This is a genomic window from Kineococcus indalonis, assembly GCF_009906395.1.
GTDB classification, from domain to species: Bacteria; Actinomycetota; Actinomycetes; order Actinomycetales; family Kineococcaceae; genus Kineococcus; species Kineococcus indalonis.
In genome coordinates, this window is sequence record NZ_JAAALM010000013.1 from 1 (window position 1) to 23,113 (window position 23,113).

General features: G+C 74.2%; 21 protein-coding genes and 3 pseudogenes. 10 read left to right on the forward strand and 14 right to left on the reverse strand.

Features of this window, described 5'->3' with window-relative positions; all coding sequences use genetic code 11:
• Window positions 1–315: 315 nt before the first annotated feature.
• From GTR00_RS01635 to GTR00_RS01660, 6 genes and pseudogenes are all read left to right on the forward strand, one after another.
• Window positions 316–1,829, forward strand: a pseudogene (locus GTR00_RS01635) (amidohydrolase family protein).
• Window positions 1,830–1,965: 136 nt separating this feature from the next.
• Complete coding sequence (locus tag GTR00_RS01640) at window positions 1,966–2,370, forward strand: DUF2200 domain-containing protein (protein WP_166609920.1); 405 nt, start codon at window positions 1,966–1,968, stop codon at window positions 2,368–2,370.
• Window positions 2,371–2,512: 142 nt separating this feature from the next.
• The gene (locus tag GTR00_RS01645) at window positions 2,513–3,952 is read left to right on the forward strand and encodes a PP2C family protein-serine/threonine phosphatase (protein ID WP_166609921.1); all 1,440 of its coding nucleotides are present in this window, start codon (window positions 2,513–2,515) and stop codon (window positions 3,950–3,952) included.
• A gap of 288 nt (window positions 3,953–4,240) precedes the next feature.
• The gene (locus tag GTR00_RS01650; protein ID WP_166609922.1) at window positions 4,241–5,791 is read left to right on the forward strand and encodes a sugar ABC transporter ATP-binding protein; all 1,551 of its coding nucleotides are present in this window, start codon (window positions 4,241–4,243) and stop codon (window positions 5,789–5,791) included.
• Window positions 5,792–5,848: 57 nt separating this feature from the next.
• Complete coding sequence (locus tag GTR00_RS01655) at window positions 5,849–6,901, forward strand: ABC transporter permease (RefSeq protein ID WP_166609923.1); 1,053 nt, start codon at window positions 5,849–5,851, stop codon at window positions 6,899–6,901.
• A complete protein-coding gene (locus GTR00_RS01660; protein WP_166609934.1) occupies window positions 6,901–7,935 on the forward strand; it encodes a substrate-binding domain-containing protein in 1,035 nt (344 codons plus the stop codon). Before GTR00_RS01655 ends, GTR00_RS01660 begins: the two co-directional genes overlap by 1 nt.
• A 9-nt stretch (window positions 7,936–7,944) precedes the next feature.
• Here the strand turns inward: GTR00_RS01660 and GTR00_RS01665 are convergent, their stop codons facing one another.
• The 3 genes and pseudogenes from GTR00_RS01665 to GTR00_RS01675 all read right to left on the reverse strand — a co-directional run bounded on the left by GTR00_RS01665 (window position 7,945) and on the right by GTR00_RS01675 (window position 11,264).
• Complete coding sequence (locus GTR00_RS01665) at window positions 7,945–10,122, reverse strand: glutamine synthetase III family protein (RefSeq protein ID WP_166609924.1); 2,178 nt, start codon at window positions 10,120–10,122, stop codon at window positions 7,945–7,947.
• Between the two features lie 88 nt (window positions 10,123–10,210).
• A pseudogene (locus GTR00_RS01670) lies at window positions 10,211–10,454 on the reverse strand (SDR family oxidoreductase); the annotation flags it as partial.
• 51 nt (window positions 10,455–10,505) lie between these two features.
• A complete protein-coding gene (locus GTR00_RS01675; protein ID WP_166609925.1) occupies window positions 10,506–11,264 on the reverse strand; it encodes a DeoR/GlpR family DNA-binding transcription regulator in 759 nt (252 codons plus the stop codon).
• Window positions 11,265–11,433: 169 nt separating this feature from the next.
• On the opposite strand from GTR00_RS01675, the gene GTR00_RS26155 reads away from it, so the two are divergent.
• A complete protein-coding gene (locus tag GTR00_RS26155; RefSeq protein ID WP_407659572.1) occupies window positions 11,434–11,748 on the forward strand; it encodes a LacI family DNA-binding transcriptional regulator in 315 nt (104 codons plus the stop codon).
• Between the two features lie 26 nt (window positions 11,749–11,774).
• On the forward strand, window positions 11,775–13,070 hold the full coding sequence (locus tag GTR00_RS01685; protein ID WP_166609926.1) for an MFS transporter: 1,296 nt from the start codon (window positions 11,775–11,777) through the stop codon (window positions 13,068–13,070).
• 32 nt (window positions 13,071–13,102) lie between these two features.
• Here the strand turns inward: GTR00_RS01685 and GTR00_RS01690 are convergent, their stop codons facing one another.
• From GTR00_RS01690 to GTR00_RS01715, 6 genes are all read right to left on the reverse strand, one after another.
• A complete protein-coding gene (locus GTR00_RS01690; protein ID WP_166609936.1) occupies window positions 13,103–13,600 on the reverse strand; it encodes an SDR family oxidoreductase in 498 nt (165 codons plus the stop codon).
• A gap of 88 nt (window positions 13,601–13,688) precedes the next feature.
• Window positions 13,689–15,881: a peptidase domain-containing ABC transporter gene (locus GTR00_RS01695; RefSeq protein WP_205704824.1), complete on the reverse strand. Its 2,193-nt coding sequence runs from the start codon at window positions 15,879–15,881 to the stop codon at window positions 13,689–13,691.
• The gene (locus GTR00_RS01700; protein ID WP_166609927.1) at window positions 15,878–16,090 is read right to left on the reverse strand and encodes a hypothetical protein; all 213 of its coding nucleotides are present in this window, start codon (window positions 16,088–16,090) and stop codon (window positions 15,878–15,880) included. The genes GTR00_RS01695 and GTR00_RS01700 overlap by 4 nt, the downstream gene beginning before the upstream one ends.
• The gene (locus GTR00_RS01705) at window positions 16,087–17,259 is read right to left on the reverse strand and encodes a TIGR04500 family putative peptide maturation system protein (RefSeq protein ID WP_205704825.1); all 1,173 of its coding nucleotides are present in this window, start codon (window positions 17,257–17,259) and stop codon (window positions 16,087–16,089) included. The genes GTR00_RS01700 and GTR00_RS01705 overlap by 4 nt, the downstream gene beginning before the upstream one ends.
• Window positions 17,256–18,341 carry an ATP-dependent carboxylate-amine ligase gene (locus GTR00_RS01710; protein ID WP_166609928.1) on the reverse strand — a complete coding sequence of 362 codons (1,086 nt, stop codon included), beginning with the start codon at window positions 18,339–18,341 and terminating at the stop codon, window positions 17,256–17,258. Before GTR00_RS01710 ends, GTR00_RS01705 begins: the two co-directional genes overlap by 4 nt.
• Before the next feature lie 98 nt (window positions 18,342–18,439).
• The gene (locus GTR00_RS01715) at window positions 18,440–18,586 is read right to left on the reverse strand and encodes a hypothetical protein (protein ID WP_166609929.1); all 147 of its coding nucleotides are present in this window, start codon (window positions 18,584–18,586) and stop codon (window positions 18,440–18,442) included.
• A gap of 227 nt (window positions 18,587–18,813) precedes the next feature.
• Between GTR00_RS01715 and arr the strand changes: the two genes are divergently transcribed.
• Window positions 18,814–19,224 carry an NAD(+)--rifampin ADP-ribosyltransferase gene (gene arr / locus GTR00_RS01720; RefSeq protein WP_166609930.1) on the forward strand — a complete coding sequence of 137 codons (411 nt, stop codon included), beginning with the start codon at window positions 18,814–18,816 and terminating at the stop codon, window positions 19,222–19,224.
• Here arr and GTR00_RS01725 read toward each other — a convergent pair.
• The 5 genes from GTR00_RS01725 to GTR00_RS24705 form a co-directional block, all read right to left on the reverse strand.
• Window positions 19,217–19,714, reverse strand: a complete 498-nt coding sequence (locus GTR00_RS01725) for an SRPBCC family protein (RefSeq protein ID WP_205704826.1) — start codon at window positions 19,712–19,714, stop codon at window positions 19,217–19,219. The two genes, arr and GTR00_RS01725, sit on opposite strands and share 8 nt — an antisense overlap.
• Window positions 19,715–19,916: 202 nt before the next feature.
• On the reverse strand, window positions 19,917–20,579 hold the full coding sequence (locus GTR00_RS01730; protein WP_166609931.1) for a class I SAM-dependent methyltransferase: 663 nt from the start codon (window positions 20,577–20,579) through the stop codon (window positions 19,917–19,919).
• A gap of 502 nt (window positions 20,580–21,081) precedes the next feature.
• Window positions 21,082–21,552, reverse strand: coding sequence for a hypothetical protein (locus GTR00_RS01735; protein ID WP_205704827.1), 471 nt, complete (start codon window positions 21,550–21,552; stop codon window positions 21,082–21,084).
• A 178-nt stretch (window positions 21,553–21,730) separates the two neighbouring features.
• Entirely contained in the window at window positions 21,731–22,147 is a 417-nt protein-coding gene (locus tag GTR00_RS01740; RefSeq protein WP_166609932.1) for a VOC family protein, read from the reverse strand.
• A 399-nt stretch (window positions 22,148–22,546) separates the two neighbouring features.
• On the reverse strand, window positions 22,547–22,852 hold the full coding sequence (locus GTR00_RS24705; protein ID WP_166609933.1) for a TetR/AcrR family transcriptional regulator: 306 nt from the start codon (window positions 22,850–22,852) through the stop codon (window positions 22,547–22,549).
• Between the two features lie 72 nt (window positions 22,853–22,924).
• Here GTR00_RS24705 and GTR00_RS22770 point away from each other — a divergent pair.
• Window positions 22,925–23,113: pseudogene (locus GTR00_RS22770) on the forward strand (hypothetical protein); the annotation flags it as partial.

Sequence of the window (23,113 nt, forward strand, 5' to 3'; positions counted from 1 at the left end):
CGTCGCGGACGCGCTCGAGCGCGCGGCTCAGCGGCTCCAGCTCCTCCTCGTGCAGCAGGTCGAGGAAGGCCGCCCGCACGGTGCTCACGTGGCCGGGGGCGGCGGCCACCAGCGCCGCGACCACGAGCACGCGGCCCGGTCCCCCCGCCGCCCGGGCGCACGCCCGGGGCCGAGCGGGCGCTCGCCCCACACGACGCGATCACACCACCCGGGGAGATCACCGTGCACCGCACCCGCGACGACGACCGGAACCGCCCCGACCACAGCGGCGCCGCACCCGCGCAACCCCGGCGCCGGCTCCGGCGCCGCGAGTTCCTGGGCACCTCCACCGCGCTCGCCGCCGCCGGGGGCGCGACCCTGCTGCCGGCCGAGCCGGCCGCCGCGCACGGCGGTGGACGCCCGCCGCGGGGCACCGGGGACCCGGGGCGCCGCTACGTCCTGCGCGGCGGGGCGGTGATGTCCATGACCCCGCGGTCGGTGACTTCGAACGGGCCGACGTCCTGGTCGAGGGCACGCGGATCCTGGAGGTCCGCCCGGACGTCTCCGCCCCCGGCGCCGCGGTGATCGACGTGCGCGGGCGCATCGTCGTGCCCGGTTTCGTCGACACCCACCACCACCAGTTCGAGACGGCCCTGCGGGCGCAGCTGGCCGACGGGCTGCTCATCGACGACGGCTCGGGCTCGCCCAGCGCGGACCCGAACTACGCCGAGGAGGTCCTGGGCCGCTTCGCCCCGGCGTACCGGCCCGAGGACGTCTACGTCAACGAGCTGTTCGCGGGCCTGTCGCAGCTGGACGCCGGGGTCACCACCGTGCACGACATCTCGCAGATCCACCACTCCCCGGAGCACAGCGATGCGGCGGTCCAGGCGCTGTTCGACACCGGCCGGCGCGCCGCCTTCGGGTTCTTCGAGGGCGACGGCCGTCCCGGGGCCCGCTACCCCGAGGACGCGCGCCGCCTCCGCGACCAGTGGTTCTCCTCCGAGGACCAGCTGGTGACCATGGTCATGGGTGGTGAGCTGCACCTGGGACGGCAGGTGTACACCCGCTCGTGGGCCACCGCCCGCGAACTGGGGCTGCGCATCAGCGCGCACTCGGTCGGCGCCTTCGGCCAGCGCGCGGTCCACGACGCCATCGCCCGGGGTGCCGGCGGGGTGCGGGTGGGGCCGGACAACCTCTTCATCCACATGACCGGCATGTCGGACCTGACCTGGCAGCGCTTCCACGACGCCGGCGCGCAGGTCTCGCTGGCCTTCCCGATCGAGATGAGCATGCGGCACGGGACCCCGCCGATCCTGAAGGTGCAGCAGCTCGGGATGGAACCCTCGCTCAGCTCGGACGTGGAGACGACGATGTCGGCGGACCCCTTCACGCTGATGCGCTCGGCGTTCACGTTGCAGCGCATGCTCGTCAACGAGCAGGTCCTGGCGCAGGAGGAACCGGGCTCGGCGAACCCCTACCCGGTCCCGGCCGAGGGTTCCCCGCACCTGCTCACCGTGCGCGACGTGCTGCGCTTCGCCACGGCGAACGGCGCCGCGCACCTGGGCCTGGGGTCCAGGACCGGCACGCTCAGCCCCGGCAAGCAGGCCGACATCGTCGTCCTGGACGCCACCGCGCTGAACGTGGCCCCGCTCAACAACGTGCCCGGGGCGGTGGTCACGCTCATGGACCGCACCAACGTCGAGACGGTCATCGTCGCGGGCACGGTGCGCAAGTGGCGCGGGCGCCTGCTCCAGGCGGACCCGGTGCGGCTGCGCCAGGCGCTGGAGGACTCCCGCGACCACCTCTTCGACGCCGTGGGCGTGCCTCGGCGCCTGTTCCCGCACGGCTGACGCCCCGGACGTCCCGCACGGCTGACGCCCCGGACGTCCCGGACGCCCCGCGCGCCCCTTGCCGCGCACGCGTTGACCGCCCCGCGCCCCGCGTCGATGCTGGGAGCGATCGCAACGCCGTCCCAGGAGGCGCACCGTGGCGCGACACCGCATCTTCGGCACCAGCTTCGCCGACATCCACCCGCTGTACGTGCTCAAGGCCGAGCGCAAGGGCCGCAGCCGGGAGGAGGTGGACCGCGTCATCCGCTGGCTCACCGGGTACGACGAGGCGGGTCTGCGCCGGGCCCTCGCCGACGGCGTGGACCTGGAGACCTTCTTCGCGCAGGCGCCGCAGGTGAACCCGCGCGCCGCGCAGATCACCGGGGTGATCTGCGGTCACCGGGTGGAGGAGATCGAGGACCCGCTGATGCAGCGGATCCGCTGGATGGACAAGCTGGTCGACGAGCTGGCCCGGGGCAAGAAGATGTCCTCGATCCTGCGCGGCACCGGCACCGCCCGGGACCCGTCCCCCGCGCCGTCCTCCGCCCCCGTGGTCGGCTGAGGGACCGGCGCACGGCCGACGCTCGACCGGGACCGGATCGGCGGTGCTCGACGCGGGACCCGGCAGCGCCCGGCGGGAGCAGCTCGAGCCGTTCCTGCACCAGCGCTCAAGCGGACCGGGCTCGTGACCGATGGAGCTCCGGATGGACGACGACAGCACGCCCCCCGGTCCGGGCGCAGCACGCGGGCCGGCACCGGCGCCCGCACCGGCCCGCCGCGAGCAGCGTCGCGCTCGGGGTGCCGGCGCCGAGGACGTGCGTGGAGAGCAGGTCGCGGACCTGCAGCGGCGCCTGGCGCTGGCCGAGGCCGCTGGCGCGCGCCTGCAGCTGCTCGCCGACGTCTCGCAGGTGCTGGTGCAGGCCCCCGGGGACCTGGACGGCGCGCTGGGGACGATCGCGCGGCGGGTGGTGCCGCAGCTGGCGCACTGGGTGGCGGTGGACCTGCTCGAGCACGACGGGGTGCGGGCGCGGCGGGTGGCGCTGGTGCACCGCGACGCCGACGTGCAGGAGGTGCTGCGCGCCGGGCTGGGGCCGCTGCCGGCGCTGAGCGCGCGGATGAGCAGCCCGCTGGCGCAGGTGCTGCGCGGCGCGCCGCTGCAGCACGTGCGCGAGGTGAGCACCTCCGCGCAGGAGGACGACGAGTGCTGGGACCGGCGCGTGGCGCTCATGCGCCGCCTGGGGGCCAGCCAGGCGGTGGTGGCGCCGCTGCGGGTGCGCGGGCACACCCTGGGCGCGATCACCCTGGTGCGCACCGACGCCGCCTGGCCCTTCGACGACGACGACCTCGCCCTGGTGGCCGACCTGGCCGACCGCGCCGCGGCCACGGTGGACGCCGCCCGGCTGCTGCAGCGCGAGCAGCACCGCGCCGAGCAGATGCAGCGCGCCCTGCTGCCGCAGCTGCCCGCGCGCATCGGTGACGTGCACCTGCACGGGCTGTACCGACCGGCCGACGACCTCTCGCAGGTCGGTGGGGACTGGTACGACGCCTTCACCCTGGTCGACGACGGCATCGCGCTGGTCCTGGGCGACGTCGCCGGGCACGACCTGCACGCGGCCACCCGCATGTCGGCGATCCGGCACAAGCTGCGCGCGATCGCCGGGCAGCGGGTGCACCTGCCCTCGCAGGTGCTGACCCACCTGGACCGGGTCCTGCAGCGCTTCGCCCCGGACGACGTGGCCACGCTGGTGTACGCGCACCTGCAGCCGGAGCAGGAGGGCTGGGGGCTGGAGTTCTCCTGCGCCGGGCACCTGCCGCCGCTGCTGCTGGTGCCCGGCGCGCCCGCCCGGCTGCTGCACGCCGAGGCGGACCTGCCCCTGGGGGTGGCGGACCTGCCGCGGGCGGACACCTACGCCGAGGTGCCGGTGGGGGCGAGCCTGGTGCTCTACAGCGACGGGCTGGTCGAGCGCGCGGGGGAGTCCCTCACGCACGGGCTGCAGCGCCTGGTGCGCGCGGGTGAGGGGCTGCAGCACCTGCCCCTGGAACTGGTGTGCGAGGAGCTGATCGCGCGCCTGCAGCCGGCCGGCACCGACGACATCGCGGTCCTGGCCACCCGGGTGCACCCGCCGGCGGCGCTGGCGCCGTGAGTTCCGGGCGGTGCCCCGGGGGGGTGGTGCCGCTGCGCGAGGACCCCCGGCGCCCCCCGGCGGACACGCGGCCACGGAGTGCTGCGAGTCGCTGGATTCTTCAGCCGTCCGGGTGGATGCTGACTCACGCGAACCAGTGCGGGTCCGCCAGGGAGGGGTGCGGCACGTACCCGCGCACCGGAGCGTTCCGGTACGACCACCGGCGAGGACGAGCGCCGCGGGCCCTGCCCAGGGGGTGGAGGCCCTGCCCGTCCCCGCAGCACCGCGACGACGACGGGCGGCACCGACGTGACGACAGCGCAGCAGACCGACCGCGACGCCACCGGGCCGGCGCACGGCGAGAGGGCCTTCCGGGCGCGCGGCGTCAAGAAGCACTACCCGGGCGTGAAGGCCCTGGACGGACTGGACCTGGAGGGCTTCGCCGGTGAGGTCCTCGCGGTCTGCGGGGCCAACGGGGCGGGCAAGTCCACCTTCGCCAAGCTGCTGGCCGGGGTGGAGACCCCCACCGACGGTGAGATCGAGGTGACCGGCTACCCGCACCCGGTGCGCAACGCCGCCGAGGCCGAGCAGGCCGGGGTGCTGATGATGCACCAGGAACCCCTCATCATCGACGACTTCACCGTCGGCGAGAACGTCTGGCTCTACAAGCTGCGCCAGGGCAAGGACATCCGCCCGTGGGCGCGCAAGACCGACACCAACAGCGCGCGCACGCGCCAGGTGCTGCAGGAGGTGGGGCTGGGCCACCTGCGCCCGGGCCAGTCCGCCGGCGACCTCGGTCCCGGCCAGCGGCAGATGCTCTCGCTGAGCCGTGCCGCCGTCACCCAGCACAAGATCATGATCCTGGACGAGACCACGGCGTCGACGAGCGAGGAGCACTTCAAGGACATCCTCGACCTGGTGCGCCGCGAGAAGCAGGCGGGCACCTGCATCATCTTCGTCTCGCACCGGCTCAACGAGGTGTTCGCGATGGCCGACCGCATCGCCGTCCTGCGCAACGGCAAGCTCGTGCGGGTGCTGCGCGCGGCCGAGTCCGACCCCGACGAGGTCACCGCCCTGATGATCGGGCAGGCCCTGAAGGCGCTGGCCCGGCCGGCGCCGGCTCAGGTGGAGGGCACGGTCCCGGTGGTCTCGGTGCGCGACCTGCACGGCGGCGCCGCCCACGGCGTCAGCTTCGACGTCCACGCCGGCGAGATCGTCGGGCTGTACGGGCTCGTCGGCAGCGGGCGCTCCTCGGTCGCCCGCTCGATCACCGGTCAGCGCAAGGCCGCCGGCGGCACCATCTCCGTGCGCGGTGAGCAGGTGCACCTGGACTCCCCCCGGGCCGCGCTCTCGCGGCAGATCGCCTACCTGACCGAGGACCGCAGGCTGGAGGGTTTCGTCAAGGACTTCGACAACGGCCAGAACATGAGCCTGGTGGTGCTGCCGCGGATGGCCAGGGCGGGCGTCGTCGACGCCGGCCGGGAGAGGTCGCGCGTGCGCGAGCTGATCGACGACTTCCAGGTCAAGGGGGGCACGAAGACCTACACCCGCTCGCTCAGCGGCGGCAACCAGCAGAAGGTCGTCGTCGCCAAGTGGCTGGAGACCGACCCCGACTTCGTCGTGCTGGACGAACCCACCAAGGGCATCGACGTCGGCGCCCGGGCCAACATCTACGAGATCATCCACGGCCTCGCCGCCCGCGGCAAGGCGGTCCTGGTGGTCTCCAGCGAGGCCGAGGAGCTGCTCTCGCTGTGCCACCGCATCCTCGTGATGCGCAACGGGCGCATCGTGCAGGAGTTCGACCCCGAGCACGCCAGCACCGACGACCTGATCCGCACCGCGCTGTCCCACCAGGACTGAGCGGTCCGCGCCGCACCGCCCAGCAGACTCGCACGCGTCAAGCAGAGGAGCTCGTCGATGACTGCGACCACCGATCAACCGGCCGTGCACCACCACGAGCAGGACGACTCACGGGGACGGGCCATCGGCAGCTGGGTGAAGGGGCAGTACGCCCTGTACATCCTCGTGGCCCTGCTGCTGGTCGCCACGATCACGCGCGGCTCGGTGTTCTGGGGCGCGACCAACCTCACCAACCTGCTGCTGCAGATGTCCATCATCGGCGTCGTCGTGCTCGCGGAGCTGATCGTGGTGCTCACCGGCGGCATCGACATCAGCGTCGGCTCGGCCCTGGGCCTGGCCGCCGTCGTCTCCGCCGGCCTCTTCGGCGGCCCGTCGGTGCTGCTGGCGCTGCTGGTCGCGCTGGCGATCGGCGGCGCCGTGGGCGTGGTCAACGGCTGGCTGGTGGCCTTCCGCGGCCTGGAGCCGTTCATCGTCACCCTGGGCATGCTGGCGCTGGCCCGCGGCCTGGTGTACGCCTACGGCAACGGCATCCCCATCAACCCGGAGGCGGCGGCCTCCTTCGCCTCGCTGGGCCAGGCGACGTTCGTGGGCGTGCCGGTGCTGGCCATCATCTGGCTGGCCATGGTGGTCCTGATCGCCTTCCTGCTCTACCGGACCGTGTGGGGGCGCCGGGTGTACGCCATCGGCTCCAACAAGGAGGCCGCCCGCGCCTCCGGCATCCCCGTCAAGGCGACCCTGTGGTCGGTCTACGTCCTGGCCGGGCTGCTGGTGGGCCTGGGCGGCTGGATGTTCCTGGCCCGCTTCGCCAGCGGCACCTCCACGGCCGGCAACCTGCTCGAGCTGGAGGCGATCGCGGCGGTCGTCATCGGCGGCGCCCGCCTGGCCGGCGGGTACGGCAAGGTGTTCGGAGCCGTCGTCGGCACCGTCATCTTCGCCGTCATCGCCAACCTGCTGTCCCTGCTGAACGTCTCCACCTTCCTGCAGGACGCCTTCCGCGGCGCGCTCATCCTGGTCGCCGTCACCCTGGCCACCGTGCAGTTCACCCGCCGGCGCGCCAGGACCAGCACCCCGGCGAGCCCGGCGGCCCCGAGCGCACCGGCCACCCGGTGATGTCCCGCCCCCGGGCCCGGCTGCTGCGGGCCGCGACCGCCTCCGCCGCTGCGCTCACCCTGGGCGCCTGCGGGCAGATCTACCCCTCCCAGGCGCCGATCGACGGGCCCGCCAACGGCGTCAAGAACAGCGTCGACCAGGTCGTCGTGGGCTTCGCCCAGCAGCAGCTGCAGGCCCCCTACTTCGCCGCCATGCAGGTGCAGGCCGAGGAGATCGCCCGCGAGCAGGGCTTCGAGCTGCTCTTCCAGGCCGCCAACAAGGACCCGGTCATCCAGATGAACCAGATGCAGGCGATGATGGCCCAGGGCGCCGACGTGCTGGTCGTCAACGCCACCAGCGTCAAGGGCCAGAAGGAGATGATGACGCAGATCGCCTCCAAGATCCCCGTCACCTACATCGACACCAGCGTCCCGGGCACCGGGATGACCAGCGTGCAGTCCGACAACCTCACCATCGGGCGCGAGTCCGGCAAGCTCACCGCTCGACGCTTCCTCGACATGGGCAAGCCGAGCATCTCGATGGTCATCCTCACCGGTCCGGCCACCGACGAGTTCGTCGGCCCCAACCGCCGCCAGGGGTTCCTGGACGGGCTGACCGAGGGCGGGCTGACCTTCGACATCCGCGCCGAGCAGACGGGCGACTACGCCCAGGACAGGGGGCAGGTGGCCGCGGAGAACATGCTGGCCGGCAACCCCGACATCGACCTCATCCTCGGCCTGAACGACTCGATGGCCCTGGGCGCCTACAACGTCGTCAACGGGAACGAGCAGTACCGGGACGTCTACGTCGCCGCCTCCGCCGACGGGCAGAAGGAGGCCCTGGCCCTGATCGACCGGGACGGGTGCGAGGGGCGCTACATCTCCACCGGGCTCAACTCCCCCTCGCTGGCCGCCGAGGAGGCGCTGAAGATCTCCATCGACGTGGCCACCGGGCGCACCAGGCCCAGCGACTACCCCGAGGAGTCGTTCACCGAGGCCGTCGGCATCGGCTGCGAGAACATCGACGAGTACTACGACCCCGCCAGCGTCTTCTGAGGTCGCCGCTCAGCGGATGAAGAGCATCTCCTGGTAGGTGGCCAGCGGCCACAGGTCGTCGGCGACGAGGGTCTCCAGCTCGTCGGCGGCCTCGCGCACCGCGGCCATCGCCGGCAGCAGCACGTCCCGGGCGTGCAGCGCCGCGTCGACGCCGGCGCCGTGGCCCTCCTCGAAGGTCACCGCCCTCAGCGCCGTCAGCGCCGCGTGCAGCGCCGCGATCGGGGTCGACACCGCCCGCAGCAGGGAGGTGTCCGCCTCCACGCCGGCGGCCGTGAGGGCGGCGACGTTCTGGGCGAGCTGGGTCTGGTAGCGGATCGCGGCGGGCAGCACGCTGGTCCCGGCGATCTCCACCGTCAGCTTGGCCTCCACCGCGATGCTCAGCTCGTACTGCTCCACGGCGATCTCGTAGCGCGAGTGCATCTCCCGCTCGGAGAACACCCCGTACCTGCCGAACAGCTCGATCGCCTCGTCGGTGATGAGCTCCGGGAGGGCGTCCATCGTCGTGCGCAGGTTCTTCAGCCCCCGCGCCTCGGCCTCGATCTGCCACTGCTCGGAGTACCCGTCACCGTTGAAGACCGCCGCGCCGTGGTCGGTGATGATCTGCTCCAGGACCTTCTGCACCGCGTGGTGGAACTCCTCACCACCGGCGACGCGCTCCTCGAGCTCGGTGGCGATGAAGTCCAGCGCCTCGGTGACGATCGTGTTGATGGTGTACACCGGCGAGGCGATCGACTGCATCGACCCGGGCGCGCGGAACTCGAAGCGGTTGCCGGTGAAGGCGAAGGGGCTGGTGCGGTTGCGGTCCCCGGGGTCGGTGGGCAGGACCGGCAGGGTGTCCACGCCGATCGTCATGGTGCCCTTCTCCTTGGAGGAGGTGGCGCCCCCCTTGGCGACCTGCTCGAAGACGTCGGCGAGCTGGTCGCCGAGGAAGATGGAGATGATCGCCGGCGGGGCCTCGTTGGCGCCCAGGCGGTGGTCGTTGGTGGCCGAGGCGACCGAGGCGCGCAGCAGCCCGCCGTACTTGTGCACCGCCCGGATGATCGCGGCGCAGAAGACGAGGAACTGCGCGTTGGCGTGCGGGGTGTCCCCGGGCAGCAGCAGGTTGCCCACCGTGGAGGAGCCGAAGGAGAAGTTGACGTGCTTGCCGGAGCCGTTGACGCCCTCGAACGGCTTCTCGTGGAAGAGCAGCTCCATGCCGTGCTCGCGCGCGACCCGCTTCATCGTCACCATGAGCAGCTGCTGGTGGTCGGCGGCGAGGTTGGAGCGCTCGAACATCGGGGCGATCTCGAACTGCCCGGGAGCGACCTCGTTGTGGCGGGTCTTGGCGGGGATGCCGACCTTGAACAGCTCCCGCTCGGCGTGCAGCATGAACGCCAGCACCCGGTCGGGGATGGCGCCGAAGTAGTGGTCGTCGAACTCCTGGCCCTTGGGGGGCCTGGCGCCGAACAGCGTGCGCCCGGCGTTGAGCAGGTCCGGGCGCGAGAGGAAGAAGTGCCGGTCGATGAGGAAGTACTCCTGCTCCGGGCCGGCGTAGGAGACGATCGTGCCCGGGTCGTCGTGGCCGAACAGCTTCAGCACGCGCGCGGCCTGGGTGGCCAGCGCCTGCTGCGAGCGCAGCAGCGGGGTCTTGTGGTCCAGCGCCTCGCCGGTCATGGAGACGAAGACCGTGGGGATGCACAGCGTGGTGCCGTTGGTGTTCTCCAGCACGTACGCCGGGCTGGTCACGTCCCAGCCGGTGTAGCCGCGCGCCTCGAACGTCGAGCGCAGCCCGCCGTTGGGGAAGCTGGAGGCGTCCGGCTCGCCCTGCACCAGGGTCCTGCCCGCGAACTCGGCGATCGAGCTGCCCTCGCCGTCGGGCTCGAAGAAGCTGTCGTGCTTCTCGGCGGTGGAGTGCGTCAACGGGTAGAAGACGTGCGCGTAGTGCGTGGCGCCCTTCTCCAGCGCCCAGTCCTTCATCGCCGACGCGACGGCGTCGGCGATGGCCGGGTCCAGCGGCACCTGCTGCTCGATGGTGGCCACCACCGACCGGAAGACGGCCTTGGGCAGGCGCTTCTGCATGACGGCCTTGGTGAAGACGTTGCGCCCGAAGACCTCGCCGGGCGCCTCGGCGGGCGCGAAGGTCGGGTTGGGCGCCTCGTAGGCGATGACGGCGTCGATCGCTTGCAGGCGTGCTGCACTGCCGCTCATGACTGGCTCCAGACGTCCGATCGCGTCGGCGCGGACCGGGCGGCCGCGCTCCTCGGCGGCACGCTAGGCACCGCGGTGACGCGGTGCGTTACGGCCGTGTGACGGCTGCGTACCGCGCCCTGCGCAGCGCGTCGCCCAGCAGCGCCGGCACGGCCGCCCCGGTGTCGTCCGCTTCGCCGACCCGTCCCCGCGCGGTCGACGTCGGCGTCGTCGCGCACCGCACCACCGCCGATGTCGGTGGCGATCGCCCCGGGCACCAGCGCGTTGACGCGGATGCCGCGCGCGCCGAGCTCGGCGGCCTGGTAGCGGGTCAGCACCTCCACCGCGCCCTCCCTCCTGGAGGGTGGGCGCGTCCAGCCGCGTCCGCGGCGGTGGGTCCGGGTTCAGCAGACCTCGACGTGGACACCGGCGGCCCTGAGGCGCTCCAGGACCGCTGTCGGTGCCGAGCTGTCGGTGACCAGGACGTCGACCTCCTCCAGGGGGCAGACGACGGCCAGGGCGCTCCGGGTGAACTTGGCGCCCTCGGCGAGGAGGATCGTGCGCGCGGAGGCGGCCCGCAGCGCCTGCTTCACGGCGGCGTCGCCGAGGTCGTAGGCCATCACGCCGGTCTCGGCCGAGGCCGCGCAGCACGTCATGACCGCGGTGTCGAAGCGCAGCGAGGCGATCGAGCGTTCCGTCACGGAACCGACGAGGGTCCCCTCGGGCTTGCGGACCGATCCGCCGGGCAGGATGAGCTCGACGCTGGGGCTGCCGGCCAGGGCGTCGATCGCCTGCACCGACAAGGGCATCGCGCGGATGCGTCGGGACGCCAGCGCGGCCGCGGCCGCGGCTCCGGTGGTGCCGGAATCGACGACCACCGCCTCCCCGTCGGCGATGAGCTGGGCGGCGGTCGCCGCCATGCGCGCCTTCGAGGCCGCGTCGTCGGCGGCGCGCACGTCGAAGGGCAGACCCTCCCCCCGCAGAGCGGTCGTCACGGCCCCGCCGCGCACCCTGCGCAGCGCCCCGACGGAAGCGAGGTGGTCCAGGTCGCGGCGGACGGTGATGGCGGAGGTGTCCAGCCGCTCGGCGAGCTCGGGGACCTCCACGCGCCCGGACCGCTGGAGCGCTTCGAGGATCTCCTTGTGGCGGAGTGCAGCGTGCATGACCGAAGAGTACCTGACAGGCGATCGAATGGTCATGTAATGTGATCGAAGAGGGGTGGCGGCGCGGCGTCCGGCCGTGGCCCACCTCGTGCTGGGGCGAGCGCCCCCGCAGGTGGCCGGCCCGCTCGGCACCCCACCACCCCACCACCACGGCAGGAGGTACGAGCCCGTGCTCGAGCCCGTCCCCGCCCCGGCCGCACCCGTGACCATGCGCGATGTCGCCCGTGCGGCCGGGGTCTCGCAACAGACCGTCTCGCGGGTGGTCAACGATGCCGCAGCGGTGCGCGACAGCACCCGCCGGCGCGTGCTCGAGGCCGTCCAGCGCCTGGGGTACCAGCGCAACGACGCGGCGAGCCGGCTCGCCCGCGGGCCGCGGCGAACCGCTGCCCGCACCTCGTCCAGCGCCTCGTCCAGCGCCACGTCCCGCCGTGACCGACCACCAGCCGTCACCGACCACCGGCCGTCACCGACCGCCCGGTCGTGACCCCGTCCTCAGGAGCCGCACCACCGATGGCCCTCGCCACGTCCCCGGTCCCCGTGCGGGCTTCCCGCGCCCGTGCGGGTGTCTCCGCGCTGTTCTTCACCAACGCCGTCCTCTACGCCAACCTGGTGCCGCGCCTGCCGGAGGTGAAGGACCGCTTGGAGCTGTCCAACGCCGCGCTGGGCACCGGCATCGCTGCGATGCCCCTGGGGGCGCTCCTGGCCGGGTTGCTCGCGCCGGTGTTCCTCCAGCGCCTGGGGTCGGCCAAGGTCGCCGCCCTGGGACTGGTGGTGGCCGCCGTCGCGGTGGCCGCCGTCCCGCTGGCGAGCACCTGGACCCTCTTCGCCGCCGTGATGCTGCTGGTGGGCGCCCTGGACGCCGTCGTCGACGTCGCGCAGAACGCGCACGGCTTCCGCGTGCAGCGCCTGTACGGACGTTCGATCGTCAACGCCTTCCACGGCCTCTGGAGCGTCGGCGCCGTCGTGGGTGGCCTGCTCGGTTCCGCCGCCGCCGGAGCGGGCCTGCCCCTGGGGGTCCACCTGGGCGTCTCGGCAGCGGTCTTCAGCCTCGTCGCGCTCGTCGCGCACCGGTTCCTGCTGCCCGGCCCCGAGGACGCCGAGCGCGTCGGGCAGCAGCAGCTGGAGCGGGCGGGAGCTGACGTCGAGGACGGGGGAGGCGCCGACGACGGCCCGGCCCCGGGCCGCCCGGGCGGGCGTCGGGGACGCGCCGGTGCGCGCACCGCCGTGCTGCTCGCCGTGCTCGGCGCGCTGGCCGCCGGCGGGGCCTTCGTGGAGGACGCCGGGTCGTCCTGGGGCGCGTTGTACCTGCGGGGGGACCTGGGCGCCGGCGCCGCTGCGGGTGGGCTGGCCTTCGTGGCCCTGCAGGCGGCCCAGACCGTCGGGCGGCTCACCGGGGACCGCGTCGTGGACCGCTTCGGCCGGCGCCGGGTCGCGCTGGCCGGTGGTGCGCTCACCGCCGTCGGGATGGGTGCGGCCCTGGCCTGGCCCTCCGTCCCCAGCACCCTGGCCGGGTTCGCGCTGGCCGGCCTGGGCGTGGCCACGCTCGTCCCGGCCGTGATGCACACGGCGGACGAACTGCCCGGACTGCCGGCCGGAGCGGGCCTGACCGTCGTCAGCTGGCTGCTGCGCGTCGGCTTCCTCGTCTCTCCCGCCCTCGTCGGTCTCGTCGCCGACGCCACCAGCCTCCGGGTCGCCCTGCTCAGCGTGGTGCTGGCGGGCCTGCTCGTGCTGGTGCTGGGACGTCTCCTCGACCCGGCGACCCGGGCGGCGCACCACCGCGCGGCGCAGGGGGCGAGCTGCGCGTGACCAGCGCCGCCGGGAGAGCGCGGTGCTGGTGCTCAGCGGGAGGACCAGCCGCCGTCGGAGGCGGTGGTCCGTCCCGTGACCCAGTCCGCCTCGTCGCTGAGCCGCCAGGCGATCAGGCGGGCGGTGTCGTGGGGACCGGGGTCGATGCAGTCCACCGTGGCGCCGCGGGGCGCCAGGTGCACGGCGAGGCTGCGGGTGGGTTCGTGCAGCGCCGCCTCGGAGGCGGTGCGGGGCAGTTCGGCGGGCGTGGCGCCGTGGTGCTGCCCGGAGGTGAGCAGCAGCACCCGCCCGCCGCGGCGGGTGTCCTCGTGCTGGGCGGCGAAGGCCTGCACGAGCAGCGGGGTGGCGCGGGTGTTCAGCGCCCAGCTGAGGTGCAGCTCGGCGGCGGTCGGTCCTTCGAGGTCCTGCGTGCTGCTGCGCGCGTGGTTGGCCACCAGGGCGTCGACGTGGCCGAAGGCCTCGCGGGCGGCGGCGGCGCCGATGGCGGTGCGCCGGCTGGCGCCGGTGACGATGACGACGCGCTCGTGCAGACGATGACGACGCGCTCGTGCAGGGGTCCGCTCACGCGTCGATGGTGTCCAGCGCGGTGCTCGGGCGCACTCGGTGCGCGCCGGCCGCTCAGGCCGGCGCGGTCCCCTGGAGCGCGGCGAGCCCGGCGTACTCCCCGCCCAGTCTCAGCAGGTCCGCGTGCGTGCCGCGCTCCACGACCCGGCCGCGGTCCAGGACGAGGATCAGGTCCGCGTCCCGCACGGTGCTCAAGCGGTGGGCGATGACGATGCGGGTCTGCGGCAGGCGGGCCAGGTTCGCCTCGATCGCGGCTTCCGTCGCCGCGTCGAGGTGGCTGGTGGCCTCGTCGAGCACGAGCACCCGGGGGCGGGTGAGCAGCGCGCGCGCCAGGGCGACGCGCTGGCGCTGCCCGCCGGAGAGCCCGCCGCCCTCGGTGAGCACCGTCTCGTAACCCATGGGGAGCGCTTCGACCTCCTCGTGCAGGCAGGCGCAGCGGGCCGCGTCGACGACCCGCGCCAGGGGAGCCGTCGGATCGCCCAGGGCGATGTTCTCCCGGACGGTGCCGGTGAACAGCACCGGTTCCTGCACCACCGCGCCGAACCGCCGGCGCAGCTCCGTCAGGTCCCAGCGCCCGGTCGCGACGCCGTCGTGGAGGACCTCCCCCTCGGTCGGCGGGTACAGGGCCAGCAGGAGGCGGGCCAGGGTCGTCTTCCCGCAGCCCGAGCGCCCCACCAGGGCGATCTTCTGCCCGGGGTGGGCGGTGAAGGAGACGTCCCGCAGCGTCCACCCGGCCCCGGGGTGGTGGCGGAAGCCCAGCTCGCGGACCTCCAGCGCCCCGCCGGGCGCTGCGGGCCCGCCGGGCGCCGTGGGCGCGGCGGGCGCGGTGCCCGGTGAGCCGCTGCGCTCCGGCTCCGCCTCGAAGAGGTCGGCCAGCCGCTCCAGGTGGGCGCCGGCCACCTGCACGAGCTGCAGGCTCGCCGCCAGGGAGGTCACGGGCGTCAGCGCCAGCGTGCCCAGCGCCACCGCGCCCAGCGCCTCCCCCAGGCTCAGGTCACCGCCGCGCACCCGCCACGCCCCCAGCAGGAGCAGCGCGAGCGGCGCCAGCAGCTGCAGCCCGCCGGAGGCGGCGTCCACGGCCCCGGCCGTGAGCTGGGTGCGGGAGGTCGCGGTGAGCTGCGCGGTGAACCGGCGCCGCCACTGCTGCACCGCGCGCTCCTCGGCGCCGGCCGCCTTGAGGGTCTCGATGCCGCGCACGCCCTCCGCGAGGAACCCCTGCGCGGCGGAGGCGGCCACCAGCTCCTGCTGGGCGAGGGCGGAGATCCGGCGCCTGGTCGCCAGCAGCAGCCACACCTGCAGCAGCACCACGGCGGTCAGGGCGGCGCCGAGCACCCGGTCCTGGGTGGTCAGGAGCACCAGGTAGCCCACGGCGAGCGGCCCGTCCAGCAGCGCGGGCAGCACGCTGCCGGCGATCGTCTCCCGGACCGTGGAGACGCTGCCGACCCGCAGGACGAGGTCCGCCGATCCGCGCTGGGCGAAGAAGGCGAAGGGCAGCGCGAGCAGCCGCTGCACCACCGTGGTGCTCAGCTCGGCGTCGGCCCGGGCGCGCAGCGCCGACAGCAGCGCGGCGCGCAGCAGGTCCAGGGCGGTGCGGGCCAGGACGGCCGCGGCGAGGCCCAGCGCGAGCAGGGTCAGGAGGTCACCTCCCGCGCCGGGGCCGTGGTCGACCACGAGGCGCATGACCACCGGCACCGCCAGGCCCAGCAGCTGCAGCAGCGCGGAGGTCGCGAGCACCTGCGACCACAACCCGCGGTGGCGCAGCAGGACGGCCCGGGCGAGCTGGGCGCGCCAGGGGCGCCGTTCCACGCGCTCCCCGCCGCCCGGTGAGGTCGCGTCCCCCGCGACCACGACGACGCCGGTGAAGCCCGCGGCGAACTCCACCGCGGACATGCGGCGGCGACCGGCCGCCGGGTCCAGCACGAGGACCCGCGAGGGGCTCCACCGCTCCAGGACGAGGAAGTGGTTGAACTCCCAGTGCACGATCGCGCCGGGCGCCCTCGCTAGGGCCTGCGGGGGCACGCTGAAGGCGCGGGCGCTCAGGCCGCGCCGCCGAGCGGCGCGCACGAGGTCCAGGGCGCTGAGCCCGTCGCGGGAGGAGCCGAGATCGCGGCGCACCTCGCTCAGCGCCGCGGGCACGCCGCGCTGGCGCAGCACCATGGTCAGGCAGGCCGCTCCGCAGTCGGCCACGCACGACTGGAGCACCAGCGGGATCCGGCGGTGCCGTCGAGACCGCCCGAGCGGGCTCACGCACCGGCTCCGGGGGTCGCCAGCAGCGCCCGCACGAGCAGCGCGACGGCCAGCAGAGCCGCGGCCAGGAGCACGACGAGCAGCCACAGCGTCCCCAGCAGCCCGGCGGGCAGCTCGCGCGGGGGTCCTGCGCTGCGAGGGCCCTCGGCGCGAGCGCGCAGGGCCTCCTCGCGGAACAGCCGCCGGGGGAGCGGGCGCGCCCCGCTCACCGCGCCACCGGTCCCTGCCGCGCAGCGCGGGTCACCAGGTCCGTGCGCTCCCTGTCGCCCCAGTGCCACTCGATCCGGGCCTGCGCCCGCCGCTGCCCCACCCACCGCTCGAACACCTCCCGCTGCCAGCGGACCTGCGCCTCGGCGGGGTCGGCGGCGCGCACCTGCAGGACCCGCACCACCAGGTGGCGCCCGTCCACCGGGAAGGGCCCGATCAGGGAACCGGGTCCGGCCGCGAACAGCTCGTCGGTGACGGCGGTGGGCAGGTCCGCTCCCGTGACGACGGCGAAACCGCTGCCCCGGGGGTCCAGCGCGCCCTCGGCGAGCGCACGCTCGGTCTCCTCGTGGAACCCGGCGCCCGCGCGCACCCGCGCGCAGAACCGCCCGGCACCGGCGGCCTCGAAGAACCTCGAGCCGCTGATCGTCGCCGTGCCGAGGCGGGCGAGGTCCTGCGGTCCGGGGGGCGGGGACGCTGCGGCCAGCCGCTGCCGGAACCGCTGCACCGCGAGCTCCCCGGCCACCAGCTCCTGCAGGCCCTCCACCGTCAGCCCGCGCTCGCGCATCCACCGCTGCGTCGCGGCGGCGCTGAACAGGCCGCGGGCGCGGCGGAAGGCGTCGCCGGCGGCCTGCAGCTCCGCCTCCTCCACGTGCACCGGTCGCCCGGCCAGTTCCTCACGCACCAGGCACGCGGTGATCAGCCGGTCCGCGAGGTCGGCGTGACCCCACACGGCGTCCAGGTAGGCGATGGCCTGCCCCACCTCCACGGCGGTGGCTCCGACGGTCAGGAGCACCCGCTCCCCGCTGCGCTGCCCCCCGCGCAGGCTCCACGGCAGGCCCCCGGGCGTGCTGCGCGAGAGGGAGATCGTGCTGCCGTCGCCATCACCGTCGCCATCGCCGTCGCCGTCGCCGTCGCCGTCGCCGTCGCCGTCGCCGTCGCCATCGCCGTCGCCGTCGCCGTCGCCGTCGCCGCGGTCGTCGCGGCTGAGCAGCAGGTCGTACTCCAGGGAGCCGTCGTACTCCTCCCGCTGCCACAGCAGGCGCAGCCGCCAGCCGGGGTGCCTCGCGCGGAGGTCCTCCAGCCCGCGCAGGGCGCTGCGGGGCGCGGCACCGTCCTCGGCCAGGCCCCGCAGGTAGTCCAGGGCATCGACCAGGAGCGCCGGCGGCGTCACGCCCGCGCCCCGCGCCCGGCCGGTGCCGCGGCACCGGCCGTCACCGCGGCACCGGCCGTCACCGCGCCCCGCAGCAGCAGCTCGCACAGCGCCTCGCTGATCGGCAGTCCCGTCACCCGCTCCAGCCACCGGTACTGCCCGTCCGGGTTCAGCTCCAGGAAGACGCAGCGACCCTCGGGGGTGAGCACCAGGTCCAGCGCCGCGTAGGACAGCCCCAACCGCCGGGTCAGAGCGACGCAGCGCGCGGCGGTGCCCTCGGGCAGCTCGTGCGGGCGGTGGGGCGTCCGGGCGGGGTCGGAGAACCGCGAGTCCAGCCGGGCGTGGTTGCTGCGCTGCGAGTGGACGGCCACGGCGAAGGCCCGTTCCCCCACGACCGTCACGCGCAGCTCCAGCGCCTTCTCCAGGCGGCGCTGGACGATGAGCGGGCACTGCAGCAGGTCCGGCGCGCTGCGGACGTCCCGCGTCGACAGCGCCCGGGTGGGGCGCCAGAAGCCCGCGCCGTCCACGCGGGCGCCGAGCTGCTCCGGGGCCTTGGTGACCAGGTCGCCCTCGTGCGCGCAGTAGAGGTCCAGGACGGCGTCGGGGTCGTTGGTGAGGAGCGTGTCGGGGACCTCGAAGCCGACCCGGACCGCCTCGCGCAGCTGGACGGTGCGCCCCGCCGCGCGGGCCAGGGCGCTGGGAGGGCCCGGGACGACCGGGGCGTCCAGGCCGTCCCAGAGGTCGGCGCAGAAGGCCGCCTCCTCCTGCGCGCGGTACAGGGCGGTGACGGCGGCGGAACCCCCCTGCACGATCGCGCGCCCCGGGGGGGCGGGCAGGGGGAGCCTGGTGATCCACAGCGCCCGCAGCGCGTCCAGGTCCACGACGCGGCCGTCGAGGACGAGCCGCCGCCGCAGCGCCCCGGCGGCGTCGAAGCGCGCGCTCAGCGCCGTGCCGGTGCAGCGGCGCGCACGGTCGGCGGGGGTGCGGCCCCTGCGGGCCGGGTCCAGCAGGACGGGATCGGCTCCGCGGCGGGTGAGCAGCCCCGCCACGTGCTCGGCCGCCTCGTCGCCCGCGCGCGCGAGCACCAGCACCTGACCCGACACCGGACCTGCTCCCTCCTCGTCGCGGCGGCGACGCGGATCGTCGCCGCCTCCCCGGGCGGCCCGGCTCGCGGGCCGCCCGGGGCCGTGCCGATGACCCGTCAGTGACAGCCGCCGCACGGACCGCCCGTGCCCTTGGCGTACAGGGCGCTGCCGACCTGGCCGGCTCCTCCTGTCACGACGAGGAGCTCGTCCTCATCGAGTTCGGGACCGAACCCGGACAGGTCCTCCACCTTCATGCCCGACATGTGCTTTCACCTCCTCCGCTGCTCCGCTCTGCGATCGCTGCGCCGGGCCGCGCGGGAGCAGCGGCCCGGTGGGTGCGGTGCGGACGGCCCGCTCCGGCACCGTGCCGAGCTCGGGCCGCCGCGGCACCCGTCGAGGAGGAGGCTGCGGCGCCGCTGCCTGATACGCGGCCGCCCGGTCCGCCCGGGGTGCCGAACGCGGGTCGGCGCCGCCCGCCTACGCTGCTGCGGTGAGCCGAGCGACGGACGAGGGCCCGTTCTTCCACGGCACGAGAGCCGACCTGCGCGTGGGCGACCTGCTCACCGCGGGCTTCCGGTCCAACTACCGCCCCGAGGTGGTGATGAACCACGTCTACTTCACCGCCCTGCGCGACGGTGCGGGACTGGCCGCCGAACTCGCCGCCGGCGAGGGTGCCCCGCGCGTGTACGTCGTCGAGCCGACCGGGGACTTCGAGGACGACCCGAACGTCACCGACAAGAAGTTCCCCGGGAACCCCACCCGCTCCTACCGCAGCGCAGCCCCGCTCAGGGTCGTGGGCGAGGTCGGCGATTGGACGCGGCTGACGCCCGAGGCGCTGCGCCGGTGGAGGGAACGCCTGTCGGCGCTGCGCGCCGACGAGCGGGCGGAGATCATCAACTGACGTCCGGGACGTCGGTGGACTCGGCGGCGTCCTTGACGTGCGTCGCGCGCCGGCGCAGCAGGTGGCGCAGGTAGGGCGCCAGCACGAGGCGCGCGACCACGGCACCCACCGGACCGGCGGGTGCGGTGATGCTCATGCGGTCGACCATCCGGGTTCCCGCCGTGCCGCCGGGACCCACCTCGCCGGCGAGGGCCTCGAAGAGGTGCTCGTGGCGCATGCTGCGGAACGGGCCGCGGGTCTGCTCGTCGACGAAGCGGTGCGGTCGCTCGTGCACGGTGACGCGGCTGCTCATCCGCCAGGGCAGGCCGAAGTGGCGGGCGTGGAAGGTCACCTCGTCACCGAGCTGCAGGCGGCGCCGGGCGCTGCCGGTGGTGGCGCGTTCACCGCTGCCGGCCAGGGAGGCGGTGTGCACGTCCACGTCCAGCTCGAGGTCGAAGACCACGCGGGGTTCGGCGGCGATGTCGGTCACCACCTCGATCACCACGGCCACGTGTGCAGGGTACGAGCTGACGCCACCGACTGTGGTGTCTCAGGACATCCGTGACGGTTCCGCATCAGGACACCGGTGACAGTCGATGTGCCAGGACTTCGGTGACAGTCGCAGTGCTGAACAGGTGACGACCACCCATGACAGCGCGCACAACGCGGGAGGACCGTGAAGTCCCGCATGTTGATGTGATCACTGGGCCGCATCAGGCGGGGGCGGTGTAGCGCAGGGAGTAGCGCCAGAACAGGTGCCGCCGCACCACGGCACCCGGAGTCCGCCGACGGGCGACGTCGCGGATTTCACGCAAGGTCATCGTGGCGGGTGCAGTCGGTGCTGACATCGCCACGGGGCGCTGGGCTGATCCTCGCTGCCGGGTCTTCACCATGCCCATGACGAGGTTGGCGGGAACGGCCATGGCGCTGAGCAGGTGGTCGGAGGCTGTCCGCTCACGGTAGACGCCGAGGACCAGCAACCTGCCTCCGGGACTCAGCAGGTCGCGCAGTCGGCGCAGGGCCGGCTCGAAGGGGACGTGGTGCAGCACCGCCAGGGCGGTGATGACGTCGTAGCCGCCGAGCAGGTCGGCGGTGATGAGGTCCTCGCAGCGGAAATCGAGGTTGCTCTCGTGGGTGGAGAGGTGCTGGGCGGTGCCGATGCTGGCGGGGTCGGTGTCGAGGCCGGTGACGTGGCTGGCGCGTCGGGACAGCCGGCGGGCCAGGTCGCCGCTGCCGCAGCCGACGTCCAGGGCGGTGCCGAAGCGGCTGGGGAGCTGGCGTTCGATCCAGGCGTGGTGGTGGGCGTTGTGGTCCCAGGGGTGCTGTCGGTTCCACTCCTTGCACCAGGCCAGTCCTCGCCGGCCTGCTGCCGTCATCGCCATGCGGCACCTCCATCACGACTGATGCGTCCTGAAGCAGAGAAGCAGGCCGATGGTCACCTGGACAAAATCATCAGACCGCAGCGACCGGCCTCGCCATCGCGCGCCATTCGGCATGACCGCGACGTCCGTGACCGTGAAGTCGAGGCGGTGCGGGTGAGCCACTGACGGCTCCGGTGGTGCTGCTCACCTGGTCGTGTCCGCTGGCCGGCCACGCCCTCATCCGTGCGCGTCGCCTGCGCAGGGGGGAGGTCCGCGCTCCGCGGTGGCCAGCGGAGTGCTGCAGGGTGGGGCCAGCGGACCGAGAAGTGCCACCACCACGACGGCTGAGAGCGTCACCGGTGTCCTGATGCAGGACTGTCACCGATGTCCTGCGACATGACAGCTGACGCTACCGACCGCTCGGCGCCCGCGGGCGTCGAGCGGCCCGGGCGTCCACGCGGACCCGGTGCGGTCCCGGCCTGTTCCGGGGCGGGCCTGCGCGACGCTCCTCGCGGGGTCAGCGCTGTGCGGGTTCCATCTCGGCGAGCAGCGCTTCGAGCGCGGCCCGGTCGGGTCCGACGAAGGGGCCGGCGTCGGGGGCGCTCTGGGGGGTGTCCAGCAGTGCACCCGCGGCACCGCGGGCGGCGGGGAGGTGGGTGCAGAGCACGACGGGTGGGTCGAGTCGGCGCAGCGGTTCCAGGGATGTCGCGAAGGCCCTGCGGTCCACTCCGGAGACCCACGGGCTGTCCACGGTCGCCCAGAGCCGCTGCCCGGCGACGAGGTCGTCGTGAGGGACCTCGCGGACGTCCTCGACGGCGGTCAGCTCCGCGCTGGCCATCGGTGCGCCGAAGCAGTCCGAGGTGAAGCAGGTGCCGGTCGACCCGTCGGACAGGCCCGTGGTCGCGGGGCTGTCGTACACCGGGGGACGGAAGGCGCTGATCTTCCGGTCCCCCAGGTCGAGGCTCTGCCCGGGGTTGAGCAGGAACACGCGGTGGGGGTCGATCCGGTCGTCGAGGTGGGCAGTCCCGTGTCGACGAGCATCGGCTGCTCGGCGTGCAGGAGGTAGGCGTTGACCGGGAGGAACCTCAGACCGGGGATCGGTGCGACGTCGCCGAGGCGGTGACGTCGGGCGCAGGACGTGTGGTGCGCACGGCTGTCCGCCCCCGTCACTCGTCAGCCGCGGGCGGGGCGAAGAGCTCGAGCTGGATGTTGTCGGGGTCGCGGAGCACGAGCACCGACCCGTAGGGCTCGTCGGCGATCGGGGACTGGGTGAGGGGCCGGTCGGCGCGCTCGGCGCGCACGACGCCCTGGGTCTCCAGGTGGGACTGCCAGGCGAGCGGGTCGTCCCGGCTCGGCACGGCCAGGCCGGCGTGGTCGAGGCCGGTGTGCGACTCGACGAACGCCTCGCCGCTGCTGGAGTCGTGGTGGTGCAGGGCGATGACGAGCTGCCAGGCGTCGTCGCTGAGCATCTGGGCGAACCCGCCCGGGTGCGGCAGGTCCATCCGGTGGGTGAGCCCGAACGCGCGTCCGTACCACTCGACGCTGGCGTCGAGGTCGCGGACGGTGAGGGCGAGGTGGTGCATGGTCGCCGGGGTGATGGACGTGAGCTCGCCTGACTCTCGGTCGGCGCGTCCCTCTCGGAGGGCGGACGGGGTTCGCGCTGCTCGATCCGGGCAGCGATGACGTCGACGGCGTCGTCGATGAGGCGGACCCACCGATCGCCGCCGGAATCGTTGGAGATCTGCCGGCTGACGAGGCCGCTGACGAGGGCCGTGAGCAGGTCCGGGTCGTCCTGGGTGACGTCGGCGACCGCCCGCAGCGGTGCGTGCAGGACCTCGTAGGCCTCCTGGGCCAGGGCGTAGGTCTGCGGTGACGGCTCGAAGCCGGGGATCGGGCGCTGCGAGAGCAGCTGGAAGCGCGCGGGGTCCTGCACCGAGGAGCGCACGAAGAGGTGCTCGATGTTGCGCAGGACCGTCCGCACGTCACCACCCCCGCGGGGCGGGTCCAGCGCGAGCAGCGCGGTAGCCGTGGGCGAACACCGCGTCGTACAGGCCGTGCTTGGAGTCGATGTAGGAGTACAGCGACGCCGGGGCCATCCCGAGCCGGCGAGCCAGGTCCCGAAGCGTCAAGCCCGCGAGCCCGTTCTGGCGTGCGAGCTCCCAGGCGTTCTGCACGATCACTTCGAGCGCGTCCGAACGTCGCCTGGCGGCCCAGTCGTCGCTCGGTCTTCCGAACACTGTTCGAGCATCCTCCCCCCGTGTGCGCGCGTCGAGGACGGGCGAGGACACGGTCTGCGGGGTGACCGTGGCCCGCTCTGCTGCACCTGCGCTGATCCGCGGGGCGCGGCCTGGGCTGGTGCCGTGGCCGGGGTGCGCATCGAGGCGCTGAACGGTCCAGCGCCGCCGGCGCAGGTCGCCGAGGTCGCCGGTGTGCCGAGCGCGGCGGTGGTGCGGGCGGTGGCGGCCTTCGGCGCGAGCGTGGATGCGGCCTTCCCCGCGCCGGCCGGTTCCGCTCCGGGGACCTCGGGGACCTCGGGGACCTCGGGGACC